Here is a 12,818-nt window from a genome sequence, read left to right on the forward strand (position 1 = left end):
TGTTACTTTTTACGTGGTACAAATTATCGCTAATAAAATAATGCATACAAAACAAGTCCCTAGCAGAGAGTCACAACCTTCTAATCAACGAATCTTTTTCCACCTCTATTCCGCCAATACTTGTCGCTAACATAAGACTAAGCAATTAGGCTAGCTTTTTGCCCCCGATCCATCGTCTAGAACAAATAGTTTTTTATTAACTGGTGAAAGTTAATCTATGCTTTGCCTGTCTATCTATACTATCGGTATGCATTGAAAATTTAGAGGAAGTATCAATGAGTAAGAAAATGATATTGGGTATTGTGTTGGTCGTAACCATCGTCTTGTTAGGCATCAATTTCGGCCAGTACTTAACGCTTGAAAATGCTAAGGCCCAACAAGCTGTGTTAAATGACTACATTGACAGCAACTTTATTGCGGCTGCCGCTATCTATTTTGTCGCGTATGTCATGATTACGGCTTTCTCCATTCCTGGTGCCGCTGTTGTAACCTTATTAGGGGCCGCGCTATTCGGCTTCTGGAACAGCTTGCTACTGGTATCTTTCGCAAGTGCGATCGGTGCGACCTTAGCTTTCTTAAGTAGCCGTTACCTGTTGCGTGACTGGATTCAAACCAAGTTTGGTGACAAATTGGCGACGATTAACAAGGGGGTTGAAAAAGACGGCGCATTTTACCTGTTTTCTCTGCGTCTGATTCCTGTATTCCCATTTTTCCTTATCAACCTATTGATGGGTCTAACACCGATGTCAGTGAGTCGTTACTACATTACGAGTCAAGTCGGGATGTTACCGGGGACGGCGGTTTTCTTGAATGCTGGTACTCAGCTCGCAGAAATTGATTCACTTTCGGGCATCGTCTCCCCTTCAGTACTATTGTCATTTGCATTATTGGGGATATTCCCAATAGTGGCTAAATGGTTGATGGGTAAGTTTCGCTCAGCACCCGTAGCTGAATAATGTATATAGCAGAATAGTTTATAATATCTAAACAACACAGATAGCCGAATAAGGTTCTATTTCAATGAAAATCTTCAGTGCATCGAATCCGACAGAAGCTCATATCATCTGTGGATTGTTAGAAAGCGAGAATATTGCCTGTGAAGTCCGTGGTGAGGGGTTGTTCGGATTAAAGGGTGAAATCCCATTCACTGAAGAAACTGACCCTTACGTATGGTTATATGAGCCAGAATTGGCCAGTAAAGCTCGCATGCTCGTCAATGACTACCAAAAGCAGCAAGATTCGATCATCTATGAAGAGTGGCGTTGTGGTGAGTGTCATGAAGTCAACGAAGCGCAATTCGGCTCTTGCTGGCAGTGCGGTGCTGCCTCACCTGAATAGCAGGGTTTCAGTGACCTGATAGAACGATTCGGTCAGATACCTCCTCCAATTAAAAACGGGAAGCTAAAGTTAGCTTCCCGTTTTTATTTCAATTCGATTAACTCATCATCTTTGATTTCACGCCTAGAAAATCACTGAATTTGTTTTTGAATAAACGCAATCGAACGCTGATTAAACTCTTCAGGGTTTTCCACGTTACACACGTGTCCACAATTCGGGATTTCTACTAGCTCACTCGATTCATGCGCTGCAACCATTTCTTTTACAGGCTTAATAAACATGTAGTCACGTTCACCCATCAAATAAAGAGTCGGTATTGGTAGCTCTCTATCTTTAAAATATTTCATCAAGGGGTTTACATCAGCCGTTAAGATAAACCAGCGTTTAAATTCTTTCTGGCACAGTTTTTTGGCTTCGCGGATAAAAAGGTGACGAGACTCTTTTTGGCTTTTTTGTGGCATCACAACATAAGCAAAAAGGCTGTATAACCACATGTAAGGAATGATGTGCTTGCTGAGGTTACCCAACTTGATTAACACTTGAGAGCGAGTGTTTAGCTTGGTGACAGCGCCACCCAGTACCATTGAACGTACACGGCCAGCCGCCAGTTCGGCAACGTTACGCACAATAATCGTGCCCAAAGACATGCCAACGAAATGTGCAGAACGGATCTTAAGATGGTCTAACACTTTAAGAATATCAAGCGTCACCGATTTGAACGTATAACGATTCGAAATCAGCCCTTTAAGTATATTGTCTGATTTACCGTGCCCTCTCAGATCAATGAGAAGTAAGTTGAAATGCTGTTTATACGCTTTGATCTGCTTGAACCAGATGGAGGAACTGCCTCCTGCGCCATGCACAAATACAACCCACTCATCGCTCGTAGGGTGAGTAAATGTTTTATGAAATAGTAAACTCTCAGACATACCTATCGCTTTAATTATTGGAATGGAGCTATGCCTCATCACGAGGCGATGACTAAGGATACCACGCTATTAAGAACTTTAAGTGATAATAGTGTCAAACCTATCATTAGTCATGTGAATACCTACCTCACCTTTTCTACCTGACAAAAATGAGTTTGCAAGCTTTGTCTTCGTAAACGTGATGTGCTCTGACCAGGAAACAAAAAGGCACTCAACAATTAGAGCGCCTTCATTTATTACGAGCTGTTGTTGCCCGCCCGCTAATTTTAAAGCTAAGTCAACAAGTTAAAATGCTGAATGATACATAGCTAGGTATTCTTTAGCCGCATCTTCCCAACTAAAATCTTGCTGCATCGCATAAAGCTGAGCACGCTTAATTTCAGATGGGTTTTGTGCATAAAGCAGTAATGAACGATGTAACACAGCCAATAACGCCTGCGGTGTTGGCTCTTCAAAAGCAAACCCAGTCGCGACTTCAGGATCTTCATCGTAATCATTCACGCTGTCTTTTAAACCTCCCACAGAACGAACAATCGGCAAAGTACCGTAAGCCATGCTGTAGATTTGGTTTAAGCCACACGGTTCAAATTCCGAAGGCATCAAGAAGAAATCAGAGCCTGCTTCAACCAAGTGCGCAAGTTCATTATTGTACGCTTCTACGAACGAGAACTTATCTGAGTGAAGCGCTGATAGCTCTTTCAATTGACTCGCCAAAACCGGATCGCCAGTACCGACAATCACGATCTGAAGATCATTTTTCAAAAACTGTTCGATGATAGGCAGTAAGTAATGAACACCTTTTTGATTCGTCAAGCGACAAACCATGCCATAAACCGCGCAATCGGCAACGGGTAAACCTACATCTTGTTGCAGTTTTTGCTTACAAGCTGATTTTCCGCGAGCCATGCTGTGCTTGGTCGCTTTGTATTTACGAGGAAGGAAAGCATCAGTTTCCGGATTCCAAGCCCCATAATCACACCCATTCAAAATGCCGAACAGATCAGCAGATCTGTGTTGGAATTCTGCAGCCATACCGTGGCTACCTAATTCCGTTTTCAACTCTTCTGCATAGGTAGGACTTACTGCGTTCACTTTATCCGCACACATCACTCCAGCTCTTAGCATAGTGACATGAGTGTCACTCACTGAAGCTTCAGACGCATGGTAACTGTGCATCTCTGGCAGGAATTGAAGTTCATCGTAGGCGAACACACCTTTGAAAACCGCATTGTGAATCGAAATAACACTGCGCGTATTTTCAAAGAAATCGTGTTGTTGATAACGCGATTTAAGCAAGAAAGGAACGAAACCAGTATGCCAGTCATTTGCATGAATGATATCCGGTTGGAAACCAAGCTTAGGAAGCATATCAAGACAGGCTGCACTAAAGAACGAGAAGCGCTCTCCGTTATCAGCATAAGCTTGATTGTTTTCTGCGTACATTTCCGGGCGGTCGAAATACTTGGCACATTCAATACCAAAAACTGGAACGCCTTCTACGCTCAGTTTTTTAACTTGATAAGCCGTATGAGGCCAATGATCGAGTTCAGTCGATAAAATAACTTCTGCTGAATCAATGTTTGGAATGTTTCTATATGCGGGGATAGTCACTCGAACGTCCTGTTCGAGTGTTTGCAACGCTTTCGGCAGTGCCTTGGCTACATCAGCCAAGCCACCACTTTTAATCAAGCCTTCAACTTCAGACGCTACAAAAAGTACCGAGAGAGTCTTAGTAACCAACTCGTGCTCCTTTAGAAATCACTACGACACCATCGTCAGATACGTGGTAATGCTTTTTGTCTTCTGTCAGATTTACACCAATCTGTGTACCCGGTGCGATATCTGCGTCTTTATCAATGATAACGCGGCGCAAGATACAACCCTCACCCACTTTTACATCACCGAGTAAGATGCTTTCGCTAATATCACACGCTGATGCGATATTGCTGCGGAAGCCCAGTACACTCTTTTCAATACGCGAACCACGTACATAACTACCGCTACACACAAGGCTATCAATGATCTGAATTCGACCATTTGCCGAATCAGTAAACGTAGCTGGTGGTAGTGGCGGGTAATAAGTGTGTAGAGGCCATTTACGGTTGTATAGCGAGAATGGCGCATCTTTCTTAAGAAGGTCCATGTGCGCTTGCCAGTACGCGTCAATCGTACCTACATCGCGCCAGTAAACTTCTTCTTTCTCACCAGTAATACGGTTGGTGCTGAAATCATAAACAAACACATCACCACGTGGGAACATGTTTGGAATAATGTCTTTGCCGAAATCGTGTGTCGAACCTTCTCTATCAGCATCTTCCGTTAGTTCGGCAAAAAGCTCTTTCGCTTCGAACACGTAGTTGCCCATTGAAACGAGCGCTGATTCTGGATCGCCCGGGATCGACTTCGGATTTGCAGGTTTCTCTTCAAAGCCAATCATACGGCCGTCAGCATCAACCTCAATAACACCGAATTCTGATGCTTCAGCAAGCGGCATGCGCAATGCTGATACTGTTAGAGCCGCTTTCTTCTCTTTATGGAAATCAAGCATCTGTTTGATGTCCATCTTATAGATATGGTCTGAACCAAAAATACATACTTGATCAGGTTCTTCCAACTCCATAAAGCCCATGTTTTGGTAGATAGCATCTGCTGTGCCTTCATACCAACGCTTTCCTTTACGCATTTGCGCAGGAATTGGGTCGATAAAACGGTCTGTTATGCCACTGATATTCCAGCCTTTTTTCATATGGTGGAACAGTGACTGTGACTTAAATTGTGTTAATACGTAGATCTTCATTAGATCAGCATTAACGAAGTTGTTCAAAGCGAAATCAATTAAGCGGTAACTACCACCGAAAGGAACCGAGGGTTTGCTGCGAGATTCAGTTAAAGGTCTTAAGCGAGAGCCTTCACCACCAGCAAGAATCATTCCCAATACACCAGCCATTTTATTCTCCATATATCTATAGCTTGTCGATGTTAGTACTCGTAGAGGTATCTTCCTCTGGGGGATGAGCACCAACACTTATTTCGGTATTTAGCGAATATCCATTCACATACAGTGACAATATCCTAAGCCAAACGTTGTTATGTGTGCACTATTCTTTGCACTTGGTTTTATATACGTTATCGACTTTTCGGCCGAATTCAATTTTTAATACGCCATTCTGTGGTACGTAAGCTGATTGCTTTCCTAAGACTTAAAGCAGCTCACACTACACCGTCCAGACGAAACATTACATTAACACCCGACACACATCAGGTATACAACTAAACGCTGATCTGTGAGTTACAATATTTTAATTAAGTTACATTTTCGTTAAAGTTGCATAAGAAGATATGATTAATTACCGCCATTAATTTCTCGGTGTGAATTTAATAAATTCCGGCCGACGAAATACTAAGTCAACAAGTTGCATAGTTAGTCATATTGAGATCAAAAAAAAAGCAGCCATTAGGCTGCTTTTTCATCAATAACGTTCAGTTACTTCTCTTTAGGCTTTTTACGCTTATCCGTAACTTCCCACTTACCGTCGATGTACAACGCAGTCCAACCGGACGGTTTTCCATCTACTTCAGTACGAACGTAGTTTTCTTTAGTCTTACGACTAAAACGAACCACTGTCGGCTTACCATCAGGGTCAGCAACTGGCGCTGATGCTAGGTATTGGAACTTAGGTGAGATACGGTCTTTAAAACGAACCAACTCTTCCACTAATGGTGCACGTGTTTCACGTGATTTAGGGAAGTTGCTCGCAGCCATAAATAGACCAGAAGCACCATCACGAAGAACAAAGTACGCGTCTGAATTTTCACATGGAAGTTCAGGGAAATGTACCGGGTCTTCTTTCGGTGGCGCAACTTCGCCATTTTTCAGAATCTTACGAGTGTTCTTACAATCGTCATTGGTACAATCCATGTATTTACCAAAACGACCGTTTTTCAGAACCATGTCAGAGCCACATTTGTCACACTCAACAAGTGGACCATCGTAGCCTTTCACTTTAAATTCGCCGTGCTCAACCACATAACCTTCACAGTTCGGGTTGTTACCACACACGTGCATCTTACGCTTATCATCGATTAGATAAGCATCCATTGCCGTTTCACAAATAGGACAACGCTTTTTAGCTCGAAGTGCCGCTGTTTCAACGTCTTCTTCAAGCACGTTGATGATGCCTTCTTCATCACCAAGGTTGATTGTTGTCTTACAACGCTCTTTTGGTGGAAGTGCATAGCCAGAACAACCAAGGAATACGCCTGTCGAAGCAGTACGAATACCCATTTTACGGCTACAAGTCGGACACTCAATATCGGTTTCCACGATATGATTTGGCTTCATGCCACCAGCGTCTTCGTCTAAGTCTGCTTTTTCCAAATCGCCAGTAAAGTCTTCGAAGAAGTTATCTAGCACGCCTTTCCAGCTTGCTTCGCCTTCTGCGATTTGGTCCAACTTCTGCTCCATACGAGCAGTGAAGTCGTAGTTCATTAGGTCATTGAAGCTGCCATCTAGACGGTCAGTAACAATTTCACCCATCTTCTCAGCATAGAAACGACGCTGTTCAACTTTTACATAACCGCGATCTTGAATCGTTGAGATGATTGATGCGTATGTTGAAGGACGACCAATACCACGCTTCTCAAGCTCTTTAACTAGCGCCGCTTCAGTGAAACGAGCCGGTGGCTTAGTGAAGTGCTGTTTAGGGTCTAGCGCAATCAGATCAAGCTTATCGCCGATCTGTACTGCTGGAAGGATCGTATCTTCGTTCTTGCCCATTGGACGCTGAACACGAGTCCAACCATCAAATTTAAGGATACGACCTTTCGCTTTCAACGTGTACTCATCTGCTTTAACGCTTACTGTCGTTGAATCGTATTGAGCTGGCGTCATTTGACACGCTACGAATTGATTCCAAATTAGCGAGTAAAGCTTGTGTGCGTCTGCGTCTACGCCGTTTAGATCTTCCGACTTAACATCTACACTTGAAGGACGAATCGCTTCGTGGGCCTCTTGAGCGCCCTCTTTGCTGCCGTATGCAAGAGCTTTAGGTGGAAGGTATTGCGCGCCGTACTCAGAACCAATGTATTCACGAGCGGCTTCTACAGCTTCTGAACTCAAGTTGGTTGAATCAGTACGCATATAAGTGATGTAACCCGCTTCATACAGGCGTTGAGCCAGCATCATGGTTTTCTTTACGCCATAACCAAGACGCGTACTCGCCGCTTGTTGCAGCGTCGACGTGATGTAAGGTGCAGACGGCTTACTCTTTGTTGGGCGGTCTTCACGTTTACATACTTCGTATTGCGCTTTTTCTAAAACGCTAACAGCAGCTTGTGTTTGCGCTTCATTTTCAGGTTTAAACGCAACACCGTCTTTCTGTGCAACTTGCAGTCTAAAGTCGGTTTTCTCTGCTGTTTTAGTATCAGCATGCACATCCCAGAACTCTTCAGGGATAAAGGCGTTGATCTCGCGCTCACGCTCTACCAGTAGTTTTACCGCTACTGATTGAACACGGCCAGCGGACAGGCCTCGTGCTACTTTTTTCCAAAGCAGAGGTGACACCATAAAGCCAACAACACGGTCCATAAAACGTCGTGCTTGTTGTGCGTTTACGCCATCAATATTTAGCTCACCTGGAGTTTCGAAAGCTTGTTGAATAGCATTCTTGGTGATTTCGTTAAAAACCACTCGCTTGTATCGCGTTTCATCGCCACCGATGATCTCACGAAGGTGCCATGCGATAGCTTCTCCTTCGCGGTCCAAATCGGTTGCGAGATAAACATGGTCTGCGTTCTCAGCCAGTTTTTGCAATTCAGCGACGACTTTCTCTTTACCAGGTAGGATTTGGTAGTTCGCTTCCCACTCTTTATACGGGTTGATACCCATCTTTTTGATAAGAGCTTTGCGATCTTTTTCTTTCTTGATACGAGCTTTGTCTTCTGGGCTCATACCCTTGGTTGAAACTGCAGCAGCCTTTTGACCAGTACTTTGACCTGCCGTTGGTAAATCACGTACGTGACCTACACTCGACTTAACGACAAAGTCTTTGCCAAGATATTTATTGATAGTTTTAGCCTTGGCTGGCGACTCCACTATAACGAGCGATTTACCCATATTGACTCTAACGTCCTTAATCACGATGCTTCAGCACCAACAATTTAGCTTGTGGGCTTTTACGCATGATATTCTAAATTCATTGCTTCTTTTTTTACTATTGTGCGAGATTACTAGAAGATCAACCGCTTTTTTCAAAATTGGATCTGATCGCTCGACAATTCGACGACTCATAGATAAAAGGGTCACAATATAAAGAAGCTATAAAGTACTCACTAAGAATACTTGCAAGAGCCTATTCATCAGGCATTACGTCTAAACGGGCTCATACTAAGCTTGTCCGCGAATCTAACGCGAGCCCCATTCAATTATTTTTGCCGTAAATCACAAAATAAATTGTGGATGTTTGAAAAGACTCTCTTAATCGGTTGTGAAATCATTGAATTTCTAGTTCGACACCATAAACTCAACGTTATATTCAGTTATCAGAGATAAACTCATGACAAAGAAAGTAATAGCAGAATTTGATTTACTGCTTATCGCAAACCAAATTATCCAATCACATGATGACTACATTGAAGGCATGCGCGCAAACAGCGTAGTAGAAAAAGACGATGTACTCGTCTTCAAAGGTGAATACTTCTTAGACAGCAATGGAATGCCGACCGAGAATACAACCGCGGTATTTAACATGTTTAAATACTTAGCGCACCACCTTTCGAAAGAATTTACAATTCAGCAATAATTAAAAAGCTTGCCACTTAGGCAAGCTTTTTTGTTCCTAAACCTTTACATACTAAGCATTTTTATAGACTTAGCATTTTCAGCTTGTCGAAGTAATCAGGGAATGTCTTTGACGTACAACCTGGATCATTAATCGTCACAGGCGTATCGCTCAAGGCAACCAGCGAGAAACACATCGCCATACGGTGATCATCGTAAGTATCAATCGCCGCATGAGTCAGTTCAGCCACAGGGTTAACAATAATGTAATCTTCACCCTCTTCCACTTCAGCGCCGACTTTGCGTAGCTCTGTTGCCATTGCAGCCAAGCGATCTGTCTCTTTCACACGCCAGTTGTAGACATTACGGATTGCCGTTGTGCCTTTCGCAAACAATGCGGTTGTCGCGATAGTCATCGCAGCATCTGGGATATGGTTATAGTCCATATCAATGCCTTTCAGCTCGCCACAACGAGAAATAACGTAGTCGTCACCCCATTCGATTTCCGCACCCATTTTCTCAAGCGCATCAGCGAATTGGATATCACCTTGGATACTGTTTTTACCAATACCAGTGACCTTAATCTCACCACCTTTGATAGCAGCGGCTGCAAGGAAATATGACGCAGATGATGCATCACCTTCAACCAAGAAATCACCCGGTGCCGAGTAAGATTGCCCGGTAGGAATCACAAACTCTTGGTAATCATTATTGATCACGTCCACACCAAATTGCTTCATGATGTGCAGCGTAATATCGATGTAAGGTTTAGAAACCAATTCACCGTCAATTTTAATGGTCACTTCACCTTCAGCTAAGGGCGCAGCCATCAAAAATGCCGTCAAGAATTGACTAGAGATAGAACCGTCGATAGAAACTGTACCGCTCTTCAGACCAGTACCTGTGATCTTCAATGGCGGGTAGTTTTCATTTTCTAAGTATTCAACGTCGGCACCGGCTTCTCGCAGTGCTGTTACTAAGTGGCCAATTGGGCGCTCTTTCATACGAGGCTCACCAGTAAGAACGTATTCACCGCGACCTAAACATAGTGCAGCCGCCAACGGACGCATCGCCGTACCCGCATTACCTAAGAAAAGCTCTAGGGCTTTGTCACTTGAAAATGCACCACCAACACCTGTCACTTCACAAACGGTTTTGTCTGCAGACAACTGATAATCAACACCTAACTGAGTTAATGCATTCAACATATGACGAATATCATCACTGTCTAGCAAGTTTGTTAGGCGAGTGGTTCCCGTAGAAAGTGCAGCCAAAAGAAGTGCACGGTTGGAAACGCTTTTTGAACCAGGTAGGTTAACTTCCCCGTTCACTTTTTGAATTGGTTGTAACGTAAGGCTTTCCATTAAATCTTATAGTCCTTGTACCACCCGAAGTCACTGGCGCGTATTTATTTTCGGGTGATGAATAATTCTTCGTACTTGCAGACTAACGAACTTTTCCAACGAACTCCAGAGCTAATCCAGCCCAAACCGGTGATTAATTAGCCAATCAATCGTATTTATATACTAGTACACGAGATCAACTCGAACACCATCTGAAAAATAGAGAATTCGTACATCATCGCCTCGGTTGAACAGCATCGAGTTATCGACATCTTGGATAATGTTGACCAACTTGTCGTCTTTGGTTTTGACCAATAACTCGACCAGTTTGTACTCTACTTTATATTGTGTGTTACCTCGGTTACGAGCAATACCCGCACCTGCTACTGCACCTACAGCTGTCGCCACTTCTTTACCAGTGCCGCCGCCAAACTGGTTACCAATCAAGCCACCAATCGCCGCACCTAACAAGGTTTCCCAACCATTCGCTTTCGACTCAACGATCTCTTGCTGAGTGATGTATCTGACCGTATCAATCTCACCATAAACCACCTCGTTTACTGGTCGAGCTTGGTTTCTGTTGTAAGCTGCATTTGCCAACATGGGCAAAACAAGTAAAATCCAAAGCAACTTCTTCATGGTAAAACTCCTAAAGACCTCTTGGTCAGTGATTAATCTGTAATGCGGTACTTATGACTATATACCTAACCGAACTTGATACTACTAGTATAGAGTTTCCTTCGCCTTTCGACGCGCTTGATGACCCCAACGGTCTGCTCGCCTTCGGTGGTGATTTATCACCAATGCGAATTTTAAACGCTTATAGCCAAGGTATATTTCCATGGTATGGCCCAGGTGAGCCTATACTTTGGTGGAGCCCTGCACCGCGAGCGGTATTTAATCCTAAGACATTCGAACCGTCAAAAAGTCTTAAAAAGTTTCAAAGAAAGCACAATTACCGAGTCAGCATCAACCAAGCGACGGACAGAGTAATTGGTTATTGCTCTTCACTAAAACCCGAAGAAGAAACCTGGCTAAACAGCGACATGCAGTCAGCCTACCGCAAACTCGCTTCATTAGGTTTCTGCCACTCGGTTGAGGTTTGGCAAGATGATGAACTGATCGGTGGACTTTACGGCTTACAAAGAGGCCAAGTCTTTTGCGGTGAATCGATGTTCAGCCTAAAGACCAATGCCTCTAAAATTGCGCTGTGGTACTTTTGTAAACACTTTACCCGATTCGGCGGACAACTGATTGATTGCCAAGTCATGAACCCTCACTTGGAATCCTTGGGCGCTATCGAGGTTGATAGGGATGAATTCCTAGGCTCTCTGCAATTACTCAAAGAGTTCTCCGTTGACGATGCATGCTTTAAAACCCAATGGCTAAAGGAAATGCCTTAATGAATCCAGATTTACAACAAATCAGAATTGGATTAACAGACAATCACGCTTGCAGCTACTTACCTCACTTCGAAGAGAGAGTGGCGGTCACGCTTGACGAACACATGCACACCTCAGATAACTATGAAGTTCTGCTTGCGAATGGATTTCGCCGCAGTGGTTCAACCATTTATAAGCCACATTGCGATAATTGCTCAGCATGCCAAGCGATTCGGCTTTCAATTCCTGAGGTTAAGCTTTCCAAAAGCCAACGACGGATCCTTAACAAAGGAAAATCACTACGTTGGGAACTGAAAGATGAGATGGATGACAACTGGTTTGACTTATACAGTCGCTATATCACCGCTCGTCACCGTTCGGGAACCATGTACCCACCCAAGAAAGAAGAGTTTCTACAATTCTCTAAAAATGAGTGGCTTACTACAAAGTTCATGCACATCTATGATGAGAACAAGTTGGTTGGTATCGCCGTAACCGATATCATGGCTCACTGTACGAGCGCGTTTTATACCTTCTTCGATCCTGATATAGACATTTCGATGGGAACACTTGGCGTTCTATTTCAGATCCAACATGCCCAGAAAGAACAAAAACAATGGTTATATTTGGGTTATCAAATCGATGAATGCCCTGCGATGAACTATAAAGTACGATTTCAACGTCATCAAAGGCTAGTAAATCAGCGGTGGCAAGGGTAGAATACGCGACAACTTTACATATTTTGATTTTAACGGCACAATCAAGCCGTTGAAAACCGCCAAATTTCGAAAGAGGATTAGATGGCTAAAGAAGACGTAATCGAGATGCAAGGCACTGTCCTTGATACTCTACCAAACACAATGTTCCGTGTTGAGCTTGAAAACGGTCACGTAGTGACAGCACACATCTCTGGTAAAATGCGTAAGAACTACATCCGTATTCTTACTGGTGATAAAGTAACTGTTGAGATGACTCCATACGACCTTTCTAAAGGCCGCATCGTCTTCCGTGCTCGTTAATTTTTAATTAGCGAATACAATAAGAAGCG

12 protein-coding genes are annotated in these 12,818 nt (G+C 43.4%); 6 read left to right on the forward strand and 6 right to left on the reverse strand.

Annotated features, from left to right (window positions below):
- Nucleotides 1-275 precede the first annotated feature (275 nt).
- Entirely contained in the window at nt 276-956 is a 681-nt protein-coding gene (locus AB4209_RS01685) for a TVP38/TMEM64 family protein (protein WP_102319674.1), read from the forward strand.
- Between the two features lie 64 nt (nt 957-1,020).
- Nucleotides 1,021-1,338 carry a DUF2007 domain-containing protein gene (locus AB4209_RS01690; protein WP_017062099.1) on the forward strand — a complete coding sequence of 106 codons (318 nt, stop codon included), beginning with the start codon at nt 1,021-1,023 and terminating at the stop codon, nt 1,336-1,338.
- Between the two features lie 131 nt (nt 1,339-1,469).
- Here AB4209_RS01690 and AB4209_RS01695 read toward each other — a convergent pair whose 3' ends face one another.
- From AB4209_RS01695 to topA, 4 genes are all read right to left on the reverse strand, one after another.
- Nucleotides 1,470-2,267: an alpha/beta fold hydrolase gene (locus tag AB4209_RS01695; protein ID WP_017062100.1), complete on the reverse strand. Its 798-nt coding sequence runs from the start codon at nt 2,265-2,267 to the stop codon at nt 1,470-1,472.
- A gap of 285 nt (nt 2,268-2,552) precedes the next feature.
- On the reverse strand, nt 2,553-4,007 hold the full coding sequence (gene glgA, locus AB4209_RS01700) for a glycogen synthase GlgA (protein ID WP_372054626.1): 1,455 nt from the start codon (nt 4,005-4,007) through the stop codon (nt 2,553-2,555).
- Nucleotides 3,997-5,226, reverse strand: a complete 1,230-nt coding sequence (glgC, locus tag AB4209_RS01705; protein ID WP_080582251.1) for a glucose-1-phosphate adenylyltransferase — start codon at nt 5,224-5,226, stop codon at nt 3,997-3,999. Before glgC ends, glgA begins: the two co-directional genes overlap by 11 nt.
- Nucleotides 5,227-5,751: 525 nt before the next feature.
- Nucleotides 5,752-8,382, reverse strand: coding sequence for a type I DNA topoisomerase (gene topA / locus AB4209_RS01710; protein WP_050643790.1), 2,631 nt, complete (start codon nt 8,380-8,382; stop codon nt 5,752-5,754).
- 439 nt (nt 8,383-8,821) lie between these two features.
- Here topA and AB4209_RS01715 point away from each other — a divergent pair, with 439 nt between their 5' ends.
- Nucleotides 8,822-9,067 (forward strand): YciN family protein, encoded by a 246-nt coding sequence (locus AB4209_RS01715; RefSeq protein WP_017062104.1) that lies wholly within the window; start codon nt 8,822-8,824, stop codon nt 9,065-9,067.
- A gap of 61 nt (nt 9,068-9,128) precedes the next feature.
- Here the strand turns inward: AB4209_RS01715 and aroA are convergent, their stop codons facing one another.
- Both aroA and AB4209_RS01725 read right to left on the reverse strand, forming a co-directional pair.
- Complete coding sequence (aroA, locus tag AB4209_RS01720; protein WP_017062105.1) at nt 9,129-10,409, reverse strand: 3-phosphoshikimate 1-carboxyvinyltransferase; 1,281 nt, start codon at nt 10,407-10,409, stop codon at nt 9,129-9,131.
- Nucleotides 10,410-10,571: 162 nt separating this feature from the next.
- On the reverse strand, nt 10,572-11,027 hold the full coding sequence (locus AB4209_RS01725; protein ID WP_004736438.1) for a glycine zipper 2TM domain-containing protein: 456 nt from the start codon (nt 11,025-11,027) through the stop codon (nt 10,572-10,574).
- 53 nt (nt 11,028-11,080) lie between these two features.
- Here AB4209_RS01725 and aat point away from each other — a divergent pair, with 53 nt between their 5' ends.
- The 3 genes from aat (at nt 11,081) to infA (ending at nt 12,789) form a co-directional block, all read left to right on the forward strand.
- Entirely contained in the window at nt 11,081-11,791 is a 711-nt protein-coding gene (aat, locus tag AB4209_RS01730) for a leucyl/phenylalanyl-tRNA--protein transferase (RefSeq protein ID WP_372054628.1), read from the forward strand.
- Nucleotides 11,791-12,489 carry an arginyltransferase gene (locus AB4209_RS01735; protein ID WP_065585123.1) on the forward strand — a complete coding sequence of 233 codons (699 nt, stop codon included), beginning with the start codon at nt 11,791-11,793 and terminating at the stop codon, nt 12,487-12,489. Before aat ends, AB4209_RS01735 begins: the two co-directional genes overlap by 1 nt.
- Nucleotides 12,490-12,570: 81 nt before the next feature.
- Nucleotides 12,571-12,789, forward strand: a complete 219-nt coding sequence (gene infA / locus AB4209_RS01740) for a translation initiation factor IF-1 (protein WP_001040192.1) — start codon at nt 12,571-12,573, stop codon at nt 12,787-12,789.
- Nucleotides 12,790-12,818 lie beyond the last annotated feature (29 nt).

The organism is Vibrio sp. 10N.286.48.C11, assembly GCF_041469805.1.
GTDB lineage: Bacteria > Pseudomonadota > Gammaproteobacteria > Enterobacterales > Vibrionaceae > Vibrio > Vibrio crassostreae_C.